Source organism: Sutcliffiella tianshenii (genome assembly GCF_016908565.1).
GTDB classification, from domain to species: domain Bacteria; phylum Bacillota; class Bacilli; order Bacillales; family Bacillaceae_I; genus Sutcliffiella_A; species Sutcliffiella_A tianshenii.
Genome location: NZ_JAFBED010000006.1, coordinates 255,583 through 275,860, shown reverse-complemented (window position 1 = coordinate 275,860; position 20,278 = coordinate 255,583). Strand labels below are relative to the sequence as shown.

Here is a 20,278-nt window from a genome sequence, read left to right as displayed (position 1 = left end):
GATTAAAATTGCGTATAGGAAAATAAACAGTGTCACAAATGTGTTTTTCACTGTTTTCGCAAACTTAATCCTTCTCCCATCCAGACTTTCACTGTCGGCCCTGGAGTTGCACCAGATCCACCGTTAACTATTTAAAATTAACGGGTCACGGACTAAGAAGCACAGGGCTTCATCACCGCCGGTAGGGAATTGCACCCACCCCCGAAGGACATCAAATATGTAATTGTGTACAAGATTATATTAGCATAATCATTTCATATGTAAACTTTTTAGTTTAAGCTATGTCACTTAAACGATAAAAAACCAATATATGATACCCCAGACGAGAGACATCCCTAAAAGGACTGCAGCTAAAATCCAGTTAGATTTTTTCATCCAACTTCCCACCTTTATGAGAGATAAAAAAAGGGAGCATCGCTGCTCCCTTTTTTTGGTTTGAATTATTCAGCGTCGAATACTTCCACTTTTTCCATTGTGTCGCCATTTTTCATGCCTCTAGCTGTTTCTAAGCCAGAAGTCACTTTACCGAACACAGTGTGTACACCATTCAAATGTGGCTGTGGCTCGTGAACGATGAAGAATTGGCTTGAACCAGTGTCTTTCCCAGCGTGAGCCATGGAAAGGCTGCCTGCTTCGTGCTTATGTGGGTTACCGGCAGTTTCACACTTGATTGTCGTACCGCTTCCGCCTGCACCTGTTCCTGTAGGGTCTCCACCTTGGCTAACGAAGCCAGGGATGACACGGTGGAAAGTAACACCGTTATAGAAGCCTTCGTTTGCAAGCTTTTCGAAGTTGGCAACTGTATTAGGTGCTTCATTTGGGTATAATTCGAATTCGATTTTTTCGCCGTTTTGCATAAGTATGTATCCTTGTTTTTTCATTGAGAACATCTCCTTTAAGGTTGTATCAATCAGTCTTTATCATACAGCATTCTTTAGGTAAAGGAAAGCGAGATGGTGCGTTTGTCGGGAGAATGTTCGTAGATGGAGCCCTCTTCGTCCAAGAGCGGGAAAAAAGGACCACCCCCGAACAAAAATGTCCAGTGGTGGTCCTATCCAATTATTTCAATATCTTAGACTTAGACTGAAACGGCAGGTCCAATCTTATGAGATCCTCGAAGGACTCCCGTTTGATGACAAGCTGTGCTTCCCCGTCTTCGACAAACACCACGGCTGGTCTAGTGATGCGGTTATAATTGTTTGCCATGGAATAGCCGTATGCACCTGTACAGAATACTGCGAGATAGTCTTCGTGGTTCGCCTTTGGCAATGGTAGGTCCCATATCAGCATATCCCCGGACTCACAGCATTTCCCCGCGATCGAGACGGTTTCCTCAGCTTTATCATTCACACGGTTTGCAAGTACCGCTTCATATTTCGCCTGATAAAGCGCTGGACGGATATTGTCGCTCATCCCTCCGTCTATGGCCAAATACTGGCGGATGTTCGGAATTTCCTTTTTGGACCCGACAGAATAGATGGTTGTGCCTGCATCCCCTACCAAAGAGCGGCCTGGCTCTATCCAGATCTCAGGCATCTTCATATTCAATTTTTTAACATGGGTTTGAACATCACCGATGATTTCCTCTACATATCGGGAAACCGGGATCGGACTGTCCTCCTCTGTATAGCGGATACCAAAGCCGCCGCCAAGATTCACCACGCGTGCTTCAAAACCGCTCTCCTCTTTCCACTCTTTCAAAGTATCGAACAATTTTTCTGCAGCCATTTTGAACCCTGTCGTTTCAAAAATCTGAGATCCAATATGACAGTGGATGCCCAATATGTCTAGATGAGATCTTTTAACCGCAATCTCCATCGCTTCCTTTGCCTGGCCACTCTGTAAATCAAAGCCGAATTTTGAATCTTCCTGGCCAGTCAATATATAATCATGTGTATGCGCCTCGATTCCTGGCGTCACCCTTAATAAAATAGGCATGATGTAATCATTTTTTTCACAAATCTCCTGCAGGAGGTCAAGTTCGAGGAAGTTATCCACCACTACGCAGCCTATCTTTTTCTGGACAGCCATCTCAAGCTCCTCATAGCTTTTGTTATTGCCGTGGAAATGGATGCGTTCAACCGGAAAATCTGCAACTAGTGCTGTAAATAGCTCCCCACCGGATACTACGTCAAGGGAAAGCCCCTCTTCCTTTGCCAGCTGGAACATCGCAATGGAAGAAAAAGCTTTACTGGCATAAGCAACCTGCGCCTTAACACCCATGTTTTTGAAAGTGGTTTGAAAGCCCCTTGCTCTCTCCCTGATCAGTGCAACATCATATACATATAACGGAGTGCCATACTGATGTGCAAGCTCGATCGTATCCACTCCTCCTATTTCCAAATGTCCTCTATCATTTACCTGGCTCGTTCCATGAAAGTACATATTCCGTTTCTCCTCTGACAATAGTCTATTATGTAGCAGATGTTGTACCATACCTTATTCCGAATTAGTCCAAACAGTAAGGGATACTCGCCCTGCATATGAAAAAAAACAGCTAAACAGAACTCTTTAGCTGTTTCTAATAATCCTTTAGCTCTTTATTTAAATAAACTCTACCACATCTATTTAGCCCTATCAAGCGAATATTCTTACTACTCTCTTATTTATTGAGGCTGCCTGAAGCGATTTTTAGGATGAACGATGCTTGGTCTGACTTTTGCTCCAGGGGTTGCCCTTCTGATCAGGATCATAAATAGCGCCTTAGGGCTGAACGGGAGAAATGGCCATAAATATGGCGTGTTCAAAGAACGTGTACCAGCCAGGAATAGGATGAATGCCGTCACACCGACAACTAATCCCGGTGCATGGAAGATGGCTACAAGAGCCAATAGAATCAAACGGACAATTTTATTTGCCACGCTCAACTCATAGCTTGGAGTCGTAAAGGATCCGATTGCTGCCACTGCAACATATAATATGACTTCAGGTACAAATAAGCCGACGTCTATCGCGATTTGCCCGATCAATACTGCCGCAATCAAGCCCATGGCCGTTGAAAGGGCTGTCGGTGTATGGATGGCGGCAAGCCGCAGGAACTCTATCCCGATATCTGCGAGGAATATCTGAATCACAACGGGGATATTGGATTGTTCATTTGGCCCGACAAAACTTATCGCTTCAGGCAGCATATCCGGCTCCAAAATCATTAAGAACCAGAGCGGCAAAAGGAATAGGGATGCAAAGATACCTAAGAAACGGACCCATCGGACAAATGTACCCACTGCTGGCGACTGGCGATACTCCTCCACATGCTGAACATGATGGAAAAAGGTCGTGGGAGTGATAATGACACTTGGGGATGTATCGACCATGATGATTACATGTCCCTCGAGCAGATGGGTCGCAGCAACATCGGGACGTTCAGTGAACCGGACAAGCGGATATGGATTGAATCCTTGTTTAACAAGAAACTCCTCAACGGTTTTATCCGCCATGGTAAGTCCATCAATATTGATGCTTTTCACTTCTTTTCGAACGACATCCACCAGATCCGGATCTGCCACATCTTTTATGTAGGAAAGGCATATATCGGTTTTGGAACGTTCGCCGATCTGGAAAATTTCATTCCGAAGGCGCTCATCACGGATTCTTCGACGGGTTAAGGCTGTATTGACGATGATGTTTTCCACATAGCCATCACGTGCACCGCGTACGACTTTTTCTGTGTCGGGCTCTTCAGGATTCCTTCCCGGATAGGATCGTGTGTCAATGACAAACCCACTATCCTCCCCTTCCAGTAGTACGACGATGAGACCACTTAGAACCTGATCCACCACTTCATCGAGATATTCGATGCTTTCGACCTGTTGATGAACAAGGCGGTTATGGACGATTTCTTTTACCTTACTTGACCTTCTTTCCACATCATTGAGGTGTACCAGTTCCTCGAGCAATTCAATGATATAGCTAGTATCACATAACCCATTGACATAATAGATATTGAGTTCCTTTCCCAGGACCGTGATTTTCCTTACGCCAAGATCAAAACTTTCATTCAAGCCAACCTTATCTTTGAAAAATTTCTCATTCGTCGTCAGTTTCGGTGAAATCGGAATTTTTTCCATTCCATTGTGAGACATCATACCCATTCCTCTCTAAAATGATTTCGACAGCTTTACTGGTAATGGGGGCACCGTTTTTCACATCATCTTTACGTGCCATTTTTCCAATATCGCCAATTCCTACGATGATGGGAACTTTGATGGTATCAAGGCAATATACGGTATCACCATTAATTCTTCCGATATCCATCTCCTGGATACCACTTTTATCAACGCCGAAGTGGGATACCTGTAAATCACGATCTACGGTGACATTCACTTTCGTCCATTCTGATTGATGGGTCTTGGAAGCAACCGCTATTACCCCCAAAACGTCCACTTGCGGATGGGTGGCGACATGCTTCAAGGCAACCTCCCCTGCACCTTCACCAAGATAACCACTGTCATCAAACATGACAAAGACAGGCTCCGATTTCGCTTTCAGGATCAATTGGACTATCTCTTCCCCGCTTAAAAGGGTAGGATTGCCGAATGAACTGGAAATACATCGGCCGCCGTAGTGCTTGGCAACATATTGAATGGTTTTTTTCGCGTACACATCCCCGTCCGTGACTAGAATGACCCGTTTTTTTATCATGATGAACTATCCCTTCGGCTTGAAGATTATTGCCACAAGAAAAGCAAAAAGAATGGCCGCGGAAATACCCGCTGAAGTTAATTCAAATATTCCCATTCCTATCCCGACCAATCCATGTTTATCTGCCTGATGCATCGCACCATGCAGCAAGGAGTGACCAAAACTGGTGATAGGGACTGTGGCACCAGCTCCGGCAAAATCAATGAACTTATCATACAGTCCGAATCCATCCAGGATCGCACCTATGACCACAAAAGTGCTCATTACGTGGGCAGGAGTCAGTTTGGCAAAGTCTAATAGGATTTGGCCAACCACACAAATGAGTCCGCCTACAACAAATGCGATGAAGTATTCCATCAGCCACTCACCCTCTCCAATACAACACCATGTGCAATGGTCGGTATCGATTCTTTCTGCTGGATCATGGTAGGGCTGAGCAGGGCACCTGTCGCGACAACGAGTATTTTGTTATATGTTCCATTTTTCAATTCATTCAATAGATGCCCATAAGTGACAACTGCACAACAGCCACAGCCGCTTCCTCCTGCAAAAACTTCCTGGTCAGGCCTGAAAATCATCAGTCCGCAATCTGTATGGATGGTAGAAACATCATAGCCTTCTTCTTTTAACATTTCTTTTAGTATGGGACTTCCTACACCGGACAGGTCGCCTGTGACAATCAAATCGTATACATCAGGCTGAATTTGGAGGTCCTGAAAATGCGCCTGGATGGTATCCGCCGCTGCTGGTGCCATTGCCGATCCCATATCGAATGGATTCGTAATTCCAAGGTCCATCACCCTGCCGATCGTTGCAGAGGTTATCTTCACTTGACTCGGTTCCTTGCTGACAAGGGCTGTCCCTGCTCCTGTAACCGTAAATGTCGCTGAATCCGGTTTTTGTCCGCCATATTCAGTCGGATATCGGAACTGCCGCTCTGCTGTGGCGTTATGACTGCTAGTGGAAGCCAAAACACGATTGGCAAAGCCTCCATCTACAAGCGCTGATGCGACTGCCAAAGTTTCCATCGAGGTTGAGCAGGCGCCGAACATACAAAGAAATGGGATCTGATGGTGTCTGGCAACATAGTTTGCTGTGACATTCTGATTCAATAGATCACCAGCGAGGAAAAAATCGATATCCTTGTATTCAAGATTCACTTTCCCCAAGCAAGCCTGAATCGATTGCTCCATCAATCTGCGCTCTGCAAGCTCCCAATTGTCCTCACCGCAATGAAGCTCTTTATAGGTGTGGTCAAAATGAACACCTAATGGACCGTCCGCCTCTTTCGGACCTACAGCTGTACCGGATGCAGTCAAATAGACCGGATTTTGAAAAACCCAAGTTTGTTTGCCGACGATTCTCAATTTTATCCCCCCTTATCCTGTGAAACTCATGCTAAAAAGATAACGCAGGAAGCCGACCACATAGGCAGCCACTACCCCAAACACGATGACACTCCCTGCAAGCTTGAACATGTTCGTTGCCACTCCAAGCACCAAGCCTTCACTACGATGTTCCATCGCCGCGCTCGTCATTGAATTGGCAAAGCCTGTAACCGGTACTGCAGAACCCGCTCCTGCAAATTGCCCGATTTTATCGTAGATGCCAAAGCCGGTCAATAGTGCTGAAAAAAGAATAAGGGTTGCAACTGTTGGATTACCTGCCTGTTTTTCCGAAAAATCGAATACATTTATATAGAAGTTCTGGACAGCTTGGCCAAACATGCATATCAGTCCCCCGACAAGGAATGCTTTGATGCAATTCAACATATAAGGCGGCTTGGGCTGATACTTTTTGATATTTTCTTTATAGTTATCTTTTATCTTTCCACTCATTCCTGCATCTCCTTTCATAAGTCCACAAAAACCAGCCAGTGATAAAGTGAGCCTAGTATTTTTCCAAAAACTATCGCCATCAACAAGATGGCCATCTGCCCATCCACCCCGATCCGTTTTGCAAGAATCGGCAGTACATTGAGCACCTCCGTCAAAGCCGCGGCAAGCAACCCTACAAATACTCCGCAGAAAAGCCCTATTGGAACAGCTACGATGGCCGGAAGGTGAAACGACACATGATTCAAACTGATCCAACTGCCGAACAAAGCACCACCAATGACACCCCACTCATAGCTGAATACGAACTTGGTAGTTTTGGTCAACTGGGTTAATCTCGGGATGATTCCGAGTACTGCAAGAAATGCCACAAAACCCGAACCTACCGCAAGCCCTCCTGCCAGTCCAAGAAATACGACAAATATGATACTAATGGTCATCTGTCTGTTTGGAGCTTTCTTTATTTTCATGCATGATGACATACATATCTAAATCCTGCTGATAGTTGAACATCTCCACTTCAAGCGGACTCGGCTCTTCGTTAATCCGCTTTCTAAAAACGTGGTTAAAGAACAAGATCATACCGAGCCCCAATCCGATGGAATATGGGATCTGCAGGAGAAGCGGTTTGTCATCATCGAGTCCTGTTATCGTCTTGAAAATTTTCTGGTGGACTATCCTCATGCTGACATCCTCATGGAAATTCATGATGGCCAATGCTGCACCCAGAAAGAGAAGGAGCCAGACCGCTGCAAAAAACATCGGCCGGAACTGTTTCGTTTTATAGACAATTTCTACAATTGTCTGTGCAGGCCCGACAGTTTGCACATCCAGTTCACTGTCCGCTTTTCGCAACTCCTTTAATACCCGCATGATATCAAGGACCACAATGGACTTATCGCTTCTGTTCACTTGGTGGATGGCTATCCCACTGACCTGACTTACCACCTCGTCGTCCCCTACAAGCTGCCCGACATCCCCGATTGTGATGGTCTGGTTAGGACGGGCTTGAATACGATGGCGCATACGAATATACAAGATTTTATCCATCTCCGAACACATCCCGAAATACATTATTGTTGTGTATATGTAGTATGGGTTAGTGGGAGAATTACCATGCAAAGGAAAAAATAATGGGGAGAATTACCACATAGATGATTTGGGGATTTTTAAAACAAAAAAACCGTACGGAGAATGTCACTCATCCATACGGTCCTTCATTTGTACCAGTATTTTTTTCTCGAGCCTTGAAACCTGTACCTGGGAAATACCAAGTCGCTGTGCGACCTCCGTCTGTGTCTGGTCCTTGTAATAACGCAGGTAGACGATCAGCTTTTCCCTTTCATCCAACTCTTCTATCGCTTCCTTCAAAGCAATCTTATCAAACCATCTGTTTTCCGAATGGTCTGCAATCTGATCGAGCAGGGTGATTGGATCACCGTCATTTTCATAGACGGTTTCATGAATCGATGAAGGGGCCCTTGCTGCCTCTTGGGCAAGCACCACTTCCTCTGCCGTAATCTCAAGGAATTCTGCGATTTCGTTGATCGTAGGTACGCGGCCATAACGCTTGGATAATTCATCTTTGGCTTTTCTGATTTTATTCGCGACCTCTTTCAGGGAACGGCTTACCTTCACACTCCCATCATCGCGAATGAAGCGTTGAATTTCTCCGATGATCATCGGTACCGCATAGGTGGAGAACTTCACATCATAAGAAAGGTCAAACTTATCCACTGACTTCAATAATCCGATGCACCCGATTTGAAACAGGTCATCAGGCTCGTAGCCTCTATTCATAAAACGTTGAACCACAGACCAGACAAGCCTCATGTTCTTTGAGACAATCAGGTCACGTGCCTCTTGTTCGCCGTCTTGGCTCCTTTTGATCAGTTCTTTCACTTCATGATCTTTTAAGTAAGTTTGCGTTTCGTTTTTGACCTCCACATCCATAGGCTTAGCTCCTTAATTGCAAAGCGCTTTGCTCTTGGCTAGATACTTGGTCATACGGATCGAGGTGCCTTTATTCGTGGAGTGAATGTCTACATTATCCATAAAGTTTTCCATAATGGTAAAACCCATACCAGAACGCTCGAGCTCAGGCTTAGTAGTATATAGCGGCTGTCTAGCTTCCTCCACATCTTCAATTCCCATGCCTTCATCTTTGATGGTGATATGTACGGCACCATCCTCCAGTTCTACTGAAATATAAACAGTGGCATTGGGATCATTGTCATATCCATGAATGATGGCGTTTGTTACCGCTTCAGAGACTACCGTCTTGATTTCAGTCAGCTCATCCATGGTCGGATCGAGCTGCATGATGAATGCTGCTACAGTTACCCTGGCAAAAGACTCGTTTTGACTGAGTGCAGAAAACTCAAGGTGCATCTGATTTCTCATTATGCCACCCCCAATTTCTGCAAAGCATTTTCTTCGCTTTCTTCCAGGCGGATGATCTTAAACAAGCCGGACATTTCAAACAATCGCTTGACTGCCGGTGAGATGGAGCAGACCACCATTTCCCCGCCATGGCTTTTTATCTGTTTATATCTGCCTAAAATGACACCCAAACCGGAGCTATCCATGAATGCCAATTGCTCCAAGTTCAAGATGATATGAGAAATATTATGCTTCTCGATGATACTTGAAGCTTGTTCTCGCAAATTCTCAGCAGTATGGTGATCTAATTCTCCTGCTAATCGTATACAAAGGACATTCTGTTTTACTTCCAAATCAACGGTAAGACTCACTGTACTTTCCTCCTTGTGGAATCATCGTTCAGTGAGTCAATTTCTATTTTTCTATAGCAGATTCCTGCTTATGGACAAAACTAGTGTTTATTCGCTAAAGAGTGTGTAAAACCGTCATAAATCTCATCAGTCAGATTTTGTAAAATGACCCATGGAACGCTTGAACAGCTGCCACCAGCTAGCTTCAAGACTGTCTGAACCAGCAACAAGGTCACTTTCCGATAAAACCTTATCCCCTTTTTTCAGGACGATGGTACCAACCTTATCGCCTTTATTGATCGGAGCCTGAAGCTTCATGTCGACCTTGATTTCCTTGACCACATCATCCACTTTCTCCCCTTTTTTAGTGAGGACGGAGATTGGTTCACTTGTTACAGCTTCCAGTTCCTTTTTTGAACCTTTGCTTACTTTTACCTTGGCCACTTCCACATTGCGCTCGAACATCGGATGCGTTTTATAATGGCTGAACGCAAAATCAAGCATATTGGTAATCTGCGCATTACGGTCCTTTGGTGTCGGTGCGCCGAACACGACTGCAATCACGCGCATGTTATCCTTCTTTGCAGTTGCGGTTAAGCAATATTTTGCTTCTTGTGTAAAGCCCGTTTTTACACCATCAACACCAGGGTAAAATCTAACAAGCTTATTCGTGTTCACTAACCAGAACTTCTTTTCAGTATTTTGACGAAGAAAATCCTCGTATTGTCCGGTATATTTGGTAATAGCTTCGTATTTCAATAGTTCTTTTGCCATGACAGCCATATCTGCGGCAGTACTATAATGATTCTTGGCTGGAAGCCCGGTCGGATTTTGAAACAGGGTATTTTCGAGTCCGAGTTCCTTCGCTTTCATATTCATTTTTTCTACGAATGCCTGCTCTGATCCGGCAATTCGTTCTGCCATTGCAACAGAAGCATCATTTCCGGATGCTATGGCAATGCCTCGCAGCATTTCATCTGTCGTCATCTCTTCGCCCGGCTCCAGGAAAATCTGGGAGCCACCCATGGAGGCAGCATGTTCACTTGTACGGATCTTTTCGTCCCAAGTAAGTTTGCCTTCATCCACCGCTTCCATAATCAACAGCATCGTCATGATCTTGGTCATACTGGCAGGAGGCAATTTCTCCTGTCCGTTTTTCTCATAAAGAACCTGTCCTGTATCCCGCTCAATCAATATTGCAGATCTTGCATTTTCAGTAAGTTGAACACTTTTTTCTTCCGCCTGTGCCAGTGGGCTGAATGCGGAAAAAGCAAAAGCAATGGCAATTATGGCACTTCCAAACTTTTTCATCCTAATACCTCCATTCTTTTTCCATACTTCACATTTTTTCCATAAAGAAACGTTTTATACTAAGATTTGGTAGAGGATGAAATTATTTTTGGTAAGTGGTGTTAGAAAGAATAATGCAAAATGGATATTTATGTTAAAATGATATTCTAATTAATTTTTCGGAGGAGGAGCTAGCTTGAAGGAAGATATCAAATTCCCGATGATATTTTTTATTTTGTCCTCAGCGTGGCAATTTATAGGTGATAAGGAGGTCAGGTGGATAGAAAATATATCAATCAGTATCATAATGGTCCTCATAATCTGGTTCTATCATTGGTCAAAAGTACCTTATAAAAGGAAATCATAAAAAAAAGCCCCCACCGTAATGGGAGCTGAAATACACAGTATTATTCGGAAATTGTATCATAAACAAGCGGCGGAACTGTTACGTCACCGGATACCACTTTGATGCTTTCATAAAGCTTTTCTTTGACTTTCACCATGTCTTCCTGGTTACTGTGGATGGTTGCAAGTGATTCCCCTGCCTCCACTTTGTCACCGATCTTCTTGCGAAGGACGATACCTACAGCCAAGTCGATTTCAGATTCCTTCGTTGCACGGCCAGCACCTAGAAGCATTGCTGCTGTTCCAACAGAGTCCGCAACGATTTCGGAGACAACGCCAGCTTCTTTTGCTTCCAATTCTACCACGTATTTAGCCTGTGGCATTTTTTCCGGGTTGTCGACAACAGACGAGTCCCCTCCTTGCGCTTCAAGGAATGTTTTCAACGTTTCGATTGCAGCACCGGAACGGATTACTTCTTCAAGCATCCCACGTGCTTCTTCCAATGTGGAAGCCTTCTCTGCCAAAAGGACCATGTAGCTTCCTAGAACCAAGCAAAGCTCTTCCAGATCTTTCGGCCCTTTTCCGCGAAGGGTATCGATCGCTTCTTTGATTTCCAAAGCATTACCGATAGCGTAGCCAAGCGGCTGGCTCATGTCGGAGATGACTGCCATTGTTCTGCGGCCAACATTGTTTCCGATATCCACCATTGCTTTTGCAAGCTTTTTCGCTTCGTCCAGATCCTTCATGAACGCGCCTGCACCTGTTTTCACATCGAGTACGATTGCGTCTGCACCTGCAGCGATTTTCTTGCTCATGATAGAGCTTGCAATCAATGGGATGCTGTTGACTGTAGCTGTTACATCACGAAGGGCGTAAAGCTTTTTGTCGGCAGGAGTCAGGTTTCCACTCTGTCCGATTACGGCAACCTTGTTCTTGTTCACATAATCAATGAACTCTTGATTGTCGATTTCAACGTGGAAGCCAGGAACTGCTTCAAGCTTATCGATTGTGCCGCCAGTGTGCCCTAGACCGCGTCCGGACATTTTTGCAACAGGAACGCCAACTGCAGCTACTAGTGGAGCCAATACGAGCGTAGTCGTATCGCCGACTCCTCCTGTGCTGTGCTTGTCGACCTTGATTCCTTCAATCGCAGAAAGGTCGATCGTATCACCGGAGTGAACCATTGCCATTGTAAGGTCCGCTCGCTCCTGATCGCTCATTCCCTTGAAATAAGTTGCCATTGCAAAAGCACTCATTTGATAGTCAGGGATCGAACCGTCTGTGAACCCTTTTACGACGAATTGGATTTCTTCGGTTGTCAGTTCTTTTCCGTCACGTTTCTTTTCAATAACGTCTACCATTCTCATCTCAAAAACACCTCTATTTTAGAATTACATACCTTTGATGATTGTTTTTACGAATTGCAGGAAGTTGGCTTTTACCATTTCCGTTGTTTCCATCACTTCATCATGCGTTAATGGCTGGTCAAGGATTCCTGCTGCCATGTTGGAGATGCAAGAGATGCCAAGCACTTTCATTCCGCTGTGACGGGCAATGATCACTTCAGGTACAGTGGACATTCCAACAGCGTCTCCGCCTAATGTACGAAGCATTCTTACCTCTGCAGGAGTTTCGTAGGAAGGTCCTGTGTTTCCTACGTATACCCCTTCTTGTACCTTAAGTCCGATTTCTGCTGCTACGTCCTTTGCAAGCTTACGCAATTCCTTGCAATAAGGCTCGGACATATCCGGGAAGCGCGCCCCAAGCTCATTGAGGTTCGGTCCGATCAGCGGGTTCGTGCCCATGTTATTGATATGGTCCGTCAATAGCATCAAGTCACCGGCTTCAAAGCTTTCATTCACTCCGCCAGCAGCGTTGGTCACGATCAGCTTTTCCACACCAAGGTATTTCATGACACGGACAGGGAATGTAACTTTGTCCATGGAATAGCCTTCATAAAAATGGAAGCGACCTTGCATCGCAATGACTGTTTTTCCTTCAAGCTCTCCGATTACCAATTGACCTGCATGCCCTTCAACTGTGGATACCGGGAATTCAGGGATTTCTCCGTATGGAATGGTGATAGGATTCTGGATTTCTTCCGCTAGTACGCCGAGTCCTGATCCCAAAATAAGTCCGATTACCGGTTGGTTCTTGATTTTGGCTGAAATATAATCAGCAGATTGTTTGATAGCAGCTACGTTCATGAAAGGTTCCCCCTAGTTTAAGTCTGATAAGAAGCTTTTTCCGTGCTTAGGCATTTTTGTATTAAAGTTATCCGCAACTGTTGCACCGATATCAGCAAATGTCTTTCGGATCTCCAATTCTTTTCCTTCTGCTTTTCGTGGAGTGTACACCAATAGTGGCACATATTCACGTGTATGGTCAGTACCAGGGAAGGTTGGATCATTTCCGTGGTCCGCTGTGATGATCAGTAGGTCATCCTCACGCATGTTGGATAATACTTCAGGAAGACGTGCATCGAATTCTTCCAATGCTTTTCCGTAGCCTTCCGGATCTCTTCTATGTCCGTAGACCGCATCAAAGTCAACAAGGTTCAAGAAGCTGAGCCCAGTGAAGTCCATTTCAACTGTATCCATAAGCTTATCCATGCCATCCATATTGGAAACGGTGCGAAGGGATTTTGTTACACCCTCACCGTCAAAGATGTCCGAGATCTTACCGATGGAGATTACATCAAAGCCGCTGTCCTTCATTTCGTTCATGACAGTACGCTCGAAAGGCTTTAATGCATAGTCATGTCGATTGGATGTACGCTTGAAATTATCAGGCTCTCCTTCGAAAGGACGCGCAATGATTCTTCCAACCATATATTTTTCATCCAGTGTCATTTCGCGGGCAATTTTACAAATGTCATACAGCTCCTCGATCGGAACGACACCTTCATGTGCTGCAATTTGCAGTACAGAATCAGCAGAGGTGTAAACGATCAATGCACCGGTATCCATGTGCTCTTTTCCTAATTGATCAAGGATTTCCGTTCCGGATGCCGGGATGTTCCCGATCACTTTTCTGCCTGTCTTCTCTTCAAGCTCCTGAATCAGCTCATCAGGGAATCCTTCAGGGAATACTTGAAAAGGCGTATCGATGCGAAGACCCATGATTTCCCAGTGACCAGTCATTGTATCCTTTCCGCTTGATGCCTCTTCCATCTTCGTATAGAAAGCAAGCGGCTTGGCTGCCTTTTCAACACCTTGCACTTGTTCGATATTGCTTAGGCCAAGCTTCGCCATGTTTGGCATATTCAGCCCATTCATACGCTCAGCAATATGTCCCAATGTATCTGCACCCTTGTCACCGAACTTCTCTGCATCAGGCGCTTCCCCGATTCCAACAGAGTCCATCACGACTAGGAACACTCTTTTATATGTATAAGAACTCATTTGATAACCTCCTATAAAAGCTATTTCAAACTCATGTTTTTTGTCCTAGGTATTTTCCCCTCTTTTTAAGAGGATAACCATAAGAAATACCAACTTGATTTGTCAGAAGTCTGACCTCTTTCCTCAGTATAAACAAGCGCTTTCAGTCTTGCAATCAAAAAATAAAAAAAAGACTGTTCTGACAACCAGCCTTTATGCTCTTGGATGATACATGCTGTAGACATCCTTCATTCGAGTCTTTGTAACGTGTGTATAAATCTGTGTTGTGGAAATATCCGCATGACCGAGCATCTCCTGGACCGCCCTGAGATCTGCCCCATTTTCCAAAAGATGTGTTGCAAAGGAATGCCTCAATGTATGAGGGGTAAGATCCTTCTCGATTCCCGCCTCTTTGGAGAGCTTTTTGAGGATTTTCCAGTATCCTTGCCTTGTCAACCTGTTTCCATGATGATTCAAAAATAATGCTTCTGTGCTCTTTTTCTTTTTCAGTCGGCTTCTACTTTCTTCTATATAAGTATGGACCGCCTGTTGTGCTAATTTTCCAAGGGGAATGATCCGTTCTTTGTTCCCTTTCCCGATACATCTGACAAATCCCATCGTTAAATGGACATCACTCAGATTAAGGGAAATCAGCTCCGACACACGCATACCCGTTGCATACAACAGCTCAAGCATCGCTTTATCCCTGATTCCGATTTCCTTACTTGAATCTGGTGAATCCAAAAGGGCCTGCACCTCATCAACCGATAAGACCTGTGGCAGCTTTTGCTCCGTCTTGGGACGGTCGATATGTACAGTCGGATCCTGTGTTGTCACTTTTTCCCGCAACAAAAATTGGTGAAAAGAGCGTATTGAAGCAATATGCCTCGATATGGTTTTTGAAGACTTTCCTTTTTCATGTAGGAACTTTAAAAATTGGACTATGGTCGCCCGAGTCACATGATCGAGTGTTGCGACCTCCTCCACCTTGCTGATATATAGAATATATGCTTTCAAGTCACGTTCATAGGACACAATCGTATTATCTGCCAAACCCTTCTCCACTACCAAATAATGCATAAAATCCTTTAAATGATCCTGCACGCCACTCTACTCCCCGTAATGATAGAAAAACAATAAACGCTGTATCCAGCTCTCATCCTTCTCCTCTATCATTTTTGTCACTTTCACCGCAGCCCCCTCCGGCTCGTCATAGCGGTGGTAATTCTGATATTCCTGATTGACCCACATGATGCCATAGTAAAATAGCACCGTGCAGCCGGTAAATAATATAAATACTTTAAATGTATTATAGCATGTTTCCATTATATTCTTCATGTATTACGAACCTCCAACCTGCAATTTTTCCGAATAACTTGTCTTATTAGAAGGTATGACAATTTATCAGGCTTTTATACATGGTTTTGGGAGGTTGTAGAATAAATTTGCACTTTTAAATCCGCTGTTGATTTCCGCACAAGTCGCAGCGACACGCGGGCGGGTATGGAGCCTCCTCGGCTTGAGCCTGCGGGGTCTCCCTTACTCCGCTTCTCCCGCAGGACAAGGAATGCTGCGGCAGCGATACATCGCACGAAGAAAATGCTCGCATTTTCGAGGAGTCTCCGACTTGCGCTCCAATCAACAGCTGACGACGATATAGAATATACCAATTCTTAAATATCTTTAGAATCAAAAATGCCCCAAAGCCATAGCCTTGGGACATTTCAATTATGTATGCCGGTTTTATTCTTCTGGATTATCGGGATCTTGGCAGCGGTGGCAGATTCCGTGGAATGTAAGGCGGTGATCCTTGATTTTGAATTTCCAATCACGCTCTACGATTGCTTCCACATCTTCCAATAGGTCATCCTGGATTTCATCCACTGCGCCACACTCTATACAAACTAGATGATGATGGAAATGCTTTGCTCCCTCTTGTCTCAAGTCATATCGGGACACGCCATCGCCAAAATTTATTTTATCCACTATTTTCAATTCTGTAAGAAGCTCTAAAGTTCGATAAACGGTAGCAAGTCCGATTTCAGGGGACTTTTCTTTTACGAGGAGGTATACATCTTCCGCACTTAAATGATCCTCTTCATGCTCCAATAATACACGGACAGTTGATTCCCGTTGAGGAGTTAGCTTATAGCTCGCGGAATGTAGCTGCGTTTTAATCCGTTCGATTCTGTCTTCCATAACTTGTTCCCTCCCTCGCTATACCATTTTATTTTATCGAATAGGGAGAGAACTGTCAAAGAAAATATAATTATTACAAATAACACATAATAGTAATTTTTATATAACAATTACTTTAACATAGAGATGACAGATTTCATAAATACCGGGGAAGCAACTGCTTCTATGAACGATGCCGGGATGAGCAACAGGCAGATGCATCCCATCGCGAGGCTGTATCTTAAGAATTGCTGAAAAAATGGCTCCTGTATTCTTTTTACGAACTGCTGGCGAATCATTTTTAATGAAAAGGCCACAGACAAAGTCCCGATGATGATGTACGCCGGGATGGCAATCATGTTCTGCGGCAGAATCGATACGAAGGAAAGCAAAAAGCCCTCCCAGCTTAATTGGTTCACCAAAAAGCCGACCGTAAATCCCACTACTACCCCTTTTAAGAACAATAATATCAAAATGACCGGCAATCCTATGATGGAAATCCCTAACACCCACATCAACAATACGTATTTCACATTATGAAAATAGCTCTGAAAGAATATATCCTTCGCACTTGCAAACTGTCCTTCTGCGACTTGTCCGAAAAAGCGGTTCAAGTAAACCAGCAGGTCCTGCTTTTGCGTAAAATTCATGCTGTTGACGACAATGGCCCCGAATATCACTCCCATAAAAAAAAGCACGACTGTAAACAAGTATAAAGAGGAGTGTTCTTTTAAATGCCCTAGTATATTGGAAAAGCGCGACTGTTTTTTCATCCTAGTTCCTCCTATCACTCTCTTACTAGATTGTATGAAAGAGGACAGGAAGTATGACTCGGACGTATAAAAGTTTTGGATGAAAACTACAAAAAAGCCGGCGTTCAAAAGTACCGCCGACCTCTAACTTTATTCATTTCACACGGCCAAACCTGCCACCGCCGCCGCTATGGAAATTCAATTCCCCATTTCTTGCCTTCACTATCAATCGAGCGACTTTTTCCCCGACAACTTCTGAAAGCTCTTCAAACGTGGCATCGTGCAAAATCTTCATTTCCGATCCAAACACACCACGCAGCTTAAGCATCGTTTTCGGACCAAGTCCAGGTATGAAGTCCAATGGGACCTGGTGGATGTATGGAGGCCTTTTCCTAATGGATTGTGCTTGATCACGAATTTCTTCTATTCGTACAGAAACGCCCTTGGTCATACGCGCATGGCCGCAATCAGGACAATTTCCTTCCACTGTACCCACGCCTTCCACCACACGCAAACAATTTTCACAGGCAGTCCGATAGTATTTTCCAAGATGGGGATCGAGTCCATAATTGGCTGATATCCCTCTACCATCACTTTCGGATAGAGCAGCCTTCAATTCTATAAACGACGGTTCCATCAGCCTGATTTTCTGATACTCCCGGGCGATTTTCCCGACAGAATGGGCATCGGAATTGGAGACAAATAAATAACGATCCAGTTCAGACAATGCGCTCGCCATTAGGGTATTTGCACTCAATCCGAGCTCCACCGCATCAATGAGTCCGGGATCGAACACTTCCTTCAGGCTGCGTTCAACTCCTTTGCCATAAAGGCTTTTAAAAGGGGTAAATACATGTGCAGGAATGAAGAGTCCACCCAAGTCCCGCACTTTTTCCTGGATCACCACTGCATTTTCATATACGCGTTGGGTGGAAAGGGTGATATTTTTCAGGCGTTCACTAAGCCAACGCGAGAATTCGATCATCGTTTCACGGGTTGGTAAATAGCATAATACGTGAATGAGTCCCTGACAATTTTCATCATGGACCTCAAGTTCTGTCCCGAGAATCAGCGTAGTCTCACCAAACTGGATCCCACCATCGGGTTTTTCAAGGGCCAATCCATCCTTCACCCAATTCCCAAGCTGCACCAGAACCTCCGGGACGTGGCAGTCGATGACCCCGATCATATCCAATCCTTTACGGAGCCTTGCCTCTTCGATTACCGCCTCGATGGTCATTTTTCTGGATGCAGTAATTTTTACTGGGTTGCCACTCACTGTGGATCCCAAATGAATATGTAAATCTGCAAAATAGTCCTGCATATACCCTCCTACTTTCGCATCATGGCTTGCAGCTGTAGATACTGAACGGCATAGGCCGTCTTGGCATCGTAGATTTCCTGGTTCTCTACCATCCGCTGGGCTTCCTCCAAGGTGATCTCCAGCAAATCGACAAACTCATCCTCATCAAGATGATGATCCACTGTATCCTTTCTCAAACCATTTGCTACAAACAGATGTACCAGTTCATCTGCAAACCCTGGTGATGTATAAAAGGAGATCAGTGGTTTCAGGGAATCACACGTATAACCCGTTTCCTCCTCAAGCTCACGTTTCGCGGTCGTGGCCGGTTCCTCCCCTTTTTCAAGCTTTCCTGCCGGTATCTCCACTAATACCTTTTCCATCGCCTTGCGGAACTGACGCACCATGACTATTTTATTTTTCTCAGTAATGGCGATCACAGCCACTGCACCAGGATGCTTGATGATTTCACGGCTGCTCGTATTCCCATTCGGCAAGCGAACCTCTTCCAGATACAAATCAATGATTCTTCCCGAAAACAATTTCTCTTTTTTTATAGTCGTTTCCTTTAAATGATCCATAGTAAAACGCTCCTTGTTCTGATTGTCATTATTTATTCATACATTCTACCATACAACGATTAGGAGGTTACAAACTTGCAGATTTATGTACGTCCTAACAGTATCATCCTGGTCGGGAAGGCCTGGGAAATCCGTTCCAAGCTGAAGGAATATGCAAAAAAGCATGATACGGTTGCGGAATGGATTCTTCACCTTAAAGAAAATAATGCTAAATGAGGGCTCCCGTTTGCCGGGGGTCTTCTTTTTTCGTTACACTACTAATAACAAATGATTCTTGATAAAGGAGAGAATATATTAATGGAGAAAAACAGGCTGGGGAAATCAGATCTTTTAGTCAGCAAAATGGGGCTGGGCTGCATGTCGCTTGGCACCGATGGAAAAAAGGCTGGGGATATAATAAAAGAAGCACTTGACCATGGAATCAACTACTTGGATACCGCTGACCTCTATGAATTTGGGACTAACGAAGAAATCGTCGGACATGCCTTGAAGGGGCAGCGTGACAAGGTTATCCTTGCCACCAAAGTCGGTAACAGATGGACGCCCGGAAAAGAAGGCTGGGAGTGGGATCCTTCAAAGGAACACATCAAATCCGGAGTGAAGGATAGCCTGAAAAGATTACAAACCGATTATATCGATCTTTATCAACTGCACGGAGGTACCATCGAGGACCCGGCAGAAGAATCGATTGAAGCATTCGAGGAATTGAAGAAGGAAGGCTATATCCGTGAATACGGAATCTCTTCCATTCGTCCGAATGTCATCAAGCGTTTTACAGAATCCTCTGCAATCGTTTCCGTAATGATGCAATATTCCATGCTTGATACAAGACCCGAGGAATACCTTGATTACCTTCATGCCTACAATGTCAGTGTCGTTGCAAGGGGACCGCTTGCTAAAGGGCTGCTTTCCAACAGCGGGCTGGAAAAAGCAAAAGAAAAAGCAAAAGATAAAGGTTATCTGGACTATTCTTATGACGAGCTGGTGGAATTGATTGGAAAACTCCAGGACTCTATTCAGGACCGTCCACTGCAATCAGTCGCACTTCATTATTGCCTGGCACACCCGTCAGTGGCAGCCGTCATCCCAGGTGCGAGCTCGGTGGATCAGCTTAGGGCAAACATTTCCGCCATGGAATACCCTCCATTGACCGAAAGTGAAATGGAAAAATTAAAATCCTTTCTGAAGCAGTCGCAATATGATACACACCGTGATTGAAAGAAAAGTGCCTGACATTT

General features: G+C 44.5%; 24 protein-coding genes and 1 riboswitch. Of the genes, 2 read left to right on the top strand and 22 right to left on the bottom strand.

The genetic code is table 11. The features are described from left to right. Positions 1-64: 64 nt before the first annotated feature. A riboswitch (FMN riboswitch) is annotated at positions 65-213 on the bottom strand. A 227-nt stretch (positions 214-440) separates the two neighbouring features. The 22 genes from JOC95_RS15325 to JOC95_RS15220 form a co-directional block, all read right to left on the bottom strand. After that, a complete protein-coding gene (locus JOC95_RS15325) occupies positions 441-881 on the bottom strand; it encodes a peptidylprolyl isomerase (protein ID WP_204418057.1) in 441 nt (146 codons plus the stop codon). A 178-nt stretch (positions 882-1,059) separates the two neighbouring features. After that, complete coding sequence (gene lysA / locus JOC95_RS15320) at positions 1,060-2,385, bottom strand: diaminopimelate decarboxylase (RefSeq protein ID WP_204418056.1); 1,326 nt, start codon at positions 2,383-2,385, stop codon at positions 1,060-1,062. 221 nt (positions 2,386-2,606) lie between these two features. Next, positions 2,607-4,082 carry a spore germination protein gene (locus tag JOC95_RS15315; RefSeq protein ID WP_204418127.1) on the bottom strand — a complete coding sequence of 492 codons (1,476 nt, stop codon included), beginning with the start codon at positions 4,080-4,082 and terminating at the stop codon, positions 2,607-2,609. Continuing rightward, complete coding sequence (gene spoVAEA, locus JOC95_RS15310) at positions 4,027-4,641, bottom strand: stage V sporulation protein SpoVABEA (protein WP_239582939.1); 615 nt, start codon at positions 4,639-4,641, stop codon at positions 4,027-4,029. Before spoVAEA ends, JOC95_RS15315 begins: the two co-directional genes overlap by 56 nt. A 6-nt stretch (positions 4,642-4,647) precedes the next feature. Beyond that, positions 4,648-4,998, bottom strand: coding sequence for a stage V sporulation protein AE (spoVAE, locus tag JOC95_RS15305; RefSeq protein ID WP_204418055.1), 351 nt, complete (start codon positions 4,996-4,998; stop codon positions 4,648-4,650). Beyond that, positions 4,998-6,008, bottom strand: a complete 1,011-nt coding sequence (gene spoVAD / locus JOC95_RS15300) for a stage V sporulation protein AD (RefSeq protein ID WP_204418054.1) — start codon at positions 6,006-6,008, stop codon at positions 4,998-5,000. Before spoVAD ends, spoVAE begins: the two co-directional genes overlap by 1 nt. Before the next feature lie 12 nt (positions 6,009-6,020). Continuing rightward, the gene (spoVAC, locus tag JOC95_RS15295; RefSeq protein WP_204418053.1) at positions 6,021-6,479 is read right to left on the bottom strand and encodes a stage V sporulation protein AC; all 459 of its coding nucleotides are present in this window, start codon (positions 6,477-6,479) and stop codon (positions 6,021-6,023) included. Between the two features lie 14 nt (positions 6,480-6,493). Then, entirely contained in the window at positions 6,494-6,916 is a 423-nt protein-coding gene (locus tag JOC95_RS15290) for a stage V sporulation protein AB (protein ID WP_204418126.1), read from the bottom strand. Next, on the bottom strand, positions 6,906-7,526 hold the full coding sequence (locus JOC95_RS15285) for a stage V sporulation protein AA (RefSeq protein ID WP_204418052.1): 621 nt from the start codon (positions 7,524-7,526) through the stop codon (positions 6,906-6,908). Before JOC95_RS15285 ends, JOC95_RS15290 begins: the two co-directional genes overlap by 11 nt. A 147-nt stretch (positions 7,527-7,673) precedes the next feature. Beyond that, on the bottom strand, positions 7,674-8,429 hold the full coding sequence (sigF, locus tag JOC95_RS15280; protein ID WP_204418051.1) for an RNA polymerase sporulation sigma factor SigF: 756 nt from the start codon (positions 8,427-8,429) through the stop codon (positions 7,674-7,676). 12 nt (positions 8,430-8,441) lie between these two features. Beyond that, positions 8,442-8,879 carry an anti-sigma F factor gene (gene spoIIAB / locus JOC95_RS15275; protein ID WP_204418050.1) on the bottom strand — a complete coding sequence of 146 codons (438 nt, stop codon included), beginning with the start codon at positions 8,877-8,879 and terminating at the stop codon, positions 8,442-8,444. Next, positions 8,879-9,229, bottom strand: a complete 351-nt coding sequence (spoIIAA, locus tag JOC95_RS15270; protein WP_204418049.1) for an anti-sigma F factor antagonist — start codon at positions 9,227-9,229, stop codon at positions 8,879-8,881. The genes spoIIAB and spoIIAA overlap by 1 nt, the downstream gene beginning before the upstream one ends. 126 nt (positions 9,230-9,355) lie before the next feature. After that, positions 9,356-10,519 carry a D-alanyl-D-alanine carboxypeptidase family protein gene (locus tag JOC95_RS15265; RefSeq protein WP_204418048.1) on the bottom strand — a complete coding sequence of 388 codons (1,164 nt, stop codon included), beginning with the start codon at positions 10,517-10,519 and terminating at the stop codon, positions 9,356-9,358. Between the two features lie 386 nt (positions 10,520-10,905). Then, on the bottom strand, positions 10,906-12,210 hold the full coding sequence (locus tag JOC95_RS15260; RefSeq protein WP_204418047.1) for a pyrimidine-nucleoside phosphorylase: 1,305 nt from the start codon (positions 12,208-12,210) through the stop codon (positions 10,906-10,908). A 24-nt stretch (positions 12,211-12,234) separates the two neighbouring features. After that, positions 12,235-13,050 carry a purine-nucleoside phosphorylase gene (locus JOC95_RS15255; RefSeq protein WP_204418046.1) on the bottom strand — a complete coding sequence of 272 codons (816 nt, stop codon included), beginning with the start codon at positions 13,048-13,050 and terminating at the stop codon, positions 12,235-12,237. 12 nt (positions 13,051-13,062) lie between these two features. After that, positions 13,063-14,247 (bottom strand): phosphopentomutase, encoded by a 1,185-nt coding sequence (gene deoB, locus JOC95_RS15250; protein ID WP_204418045.1) that lies wholly within the window; start codon positions 14,245-14,247, stop codon positions 13,063-13,065. Between the two features lie 192 nt (positions 14,248-14,439). After that, entirely contained in the window at positions 14,440-15,330 is an 891-nt protein-coding gene (gene xerD / locus JOC95_RS15245) for a site-specific tyrosine recombinase XerD (protein WP_204418044.1), read from the bottom strand. A gap of 6 nt (positions 15,331-15,336) precedes the next feature. Next, positions 15,337-15,564, bottom strand: coding sequence for a YqzK family protein (locus JOC95_RS15240; RefSeq protein WP_204418043.1), 228 nt, complete (start codon positions 15,562-15,564; stop codon positions 15,337-15,339). Between the two features lie 405 nt (positions 15,565-15,969). Then, on the bottom strand, positions 15,970-16,425 hold the full coding sequence (gene fur, locus JOC95_RS15235) for a ferric iron uptake transcriptional regulator (RefSeq protein ID WP_204418042.1): 456 nt from the start codon (positions 16,423-16,425) through the stop codon (positions 15,970-15,972). Positions 16,426-16,535: 110 nt separating this feature from the next. Next, entirely contained in the window at positions 16,536-17,177 is a 642-nt protein-coding gene (gene spoIIM, locus JOC95_RS15230) for a stage II sporulation protein M (protein WP_204418041.1), read from the bottom strand. Positions 17,178-17,310: 133 nt separating this feature from the next. Next, positions 17,311-18,480 carry an endonuclease Q family protein gene (locus JOC95_RS15225; RefSeq protein ID WP_204418040.1) on the bottom strand — a complete coding sequence of 390 codons (1,170 nt, stop codon included), beginning with the start codon at positions 18,478-18,480 and terminating at the stop codon, positions 17,311-17,313. 8 nt (positions 18,481-18,488) lie between these two features. After that, a complete protein-coding gene (locus JOC95_RS15220) occupies positions 18,489-19,040 on the bottom strand; it encodes an NUDIX hydrolase (protein ID WP_204418039.1) in 552 nt (183 codons plus the stop codon). A gap of 75 nt (positions 19,041-19,115) precedes the next feature. Between JOC95_RS15220 and mciZ the strand changes: the two genes are divergently transcribed. Next, the gene (gene mciZ, locus JOC95_RS15215; protein WP_204418038.1) at positions 19,116-19,256 is read left to right on the top strand and encodes a Z-ring formation inhibitor MciZ; all 141 of its coding nucleotides are present in this window, start codon (positions 19,116-19,118) and stop codon (positions 19,254-19,256) included. An 81-nt stretch (positions 19,257-19,337) separates the two neighbouring features. Next, positions 19,338-20,258, top strand: a complete 921-nt coding sequence (locus JOC95_RS15210) for an aldo/keto reductase (protein WP_204418037.1) — start codon at positions 19,338-19,340, stop codon at positions 20,256-20,258. The last annotated feature ends 20 nt before the right edge of the window (positions 20,259-20,278 follow it).

Excerpts from the sequence above, each read along its gene's own strand:
- JOC95_RS15325 (WP_204418057.1), bottom strand. The coding sequence starts at position 881 with ATGAAAAAACAAGGATACATACTTATGCAAAACGGCGAAAAAATCGAA.
- lysA (WP_204418056.1), bottom strand. The coding sequence starts at position 2,385 with ATGTACTTTCATGGAACGAGCCAGGTAAATGATAGAGGACATTTGGAA.
- JOC95_RS15315 (WP_204418127.1), bottom strand. The coding sequence starts at position 4,082 with ATGTCTCACAATGGAATGGAAAAAATTCCGATTTCACCGAAACTGACG.
- spoVAEA (WP_239582939.1), bottom strand. The coding sequence starts at position 4,641 with ATGATAAAAAAACGGGTCATTCTAGTCACGGACGGGGATGTGTACGCG.
- spoVAE (WP_204418055.1), bottom strand. The coding sequence starts at position 4,998 with ATGGAATACTTCATCGCATTTGTTGTAGGCGGACTCATTTGTGTGGTT.
- spoVAC (WP_204418053.1), bottom strand. The coding sequence starts at position 6,479 with ATGAGTGGAAAGATAAAAGATAACTATAAAGAAAATATCAAAAAGTAT.
- JOC95_RS15290 (WP_204418126.1), bottom strand. The coding sequence starts at position 6,916 with ATGACCATTAGTATCATATTTGTCGTATTTCTTGGACTGGCAGGAGGG.
- JOC95_RS15285 (WP_204418052.1), bottom strand. The coding sequence starts at position 7,526 with ATGGATAAAATCTTGTATATTCGTATGCGCCATCGTATTCAAGCCCGT.
- sigF (WP_204418051.1), bottom strand. The coding sequence starts at position 8,429 with ATGGATGTGGAGGTCAAAAACGAAACGCAAACTTACTTAAAAGATCAT.
- spoIIAB (WP_204418050.1), bottom strand. The coding sequence starts at position 8,879 with ATGAGAAATCAGATGCACCTTGAGTTTTCTGCACTCAGTCAAAACGAG.
- JOC95_RS15265 (WP_204418048.1), bottom strand. The coding sequence starts at position 10,519 with ATGAAAAAGTTTGGAAGTGCCATAATTGCCATTGCTTTTGCTTTTTCC.
- JOC95_RS15260 (WP_204418047.1), bottom strand. The coding sequence starts at position 12,210 with ATGAGAATGGTAGACGTTATTGAAAAGAAACGTGACGGAAAAGAACTG.
- JOC95_RS15255 (WP_204418046.1), bottom strand. The coding sequence starts at position 13,050 with ATGAACGTAGCTGCTATCAAACAATCTGCTGATTATATTTCAGCCAAA.
- deoB (WP_204418045.1), bottom strand. The coding sequence starts at position 14,247 with ATGAGTTCTTATACATATAAAAGAGTGTTCCTAGTCGTGATGGACTCT.
- JOC95_RS15240 (WP_204418043.1), bottom strand. The coding sequence starts at position 15,564 with ATGAAGAATATAATGGAAACATGCTATAATACATTTAAAGTATTTATA.
- fur (WP_204418042.1), bottom strand. The coding sequence starts at position 16,425 with ATGGAAGACAGAATCGAACGGATTAAAACGCAGCTACATTCCGCGAGC.
- spoIIM (WP_204418041.1), bottom strand. The coding sequence starts at position 17,177 with ATGAAAAAACAGTCGCGCTTTTCCAATATACTAGGGCATTTAAAAGAA.
- JOC95_RS15225 (WP_204418040.1), bottom strand. The coding sequence starts at position 18,480 with ATGCAGGACTATTTTGCAGATTTACATATTCATTTGGGATCCACAGTG.
- JOC95_RS15220 (WP_204418039.1), bottom strand. The coding sequence starts at position 19,040 with ATGGATCATTTAAAGGAAACGACTATAAAAAAAGAGAAATTGTTTTCG.
- JOC95_RS15210 (WP_204418037.1), top strand. The coding sequence starts at position 19,338 with ATGGAGAAAAACAGGCTGGGGAAATCAGATCTTTTAGTCAGCAAAATG.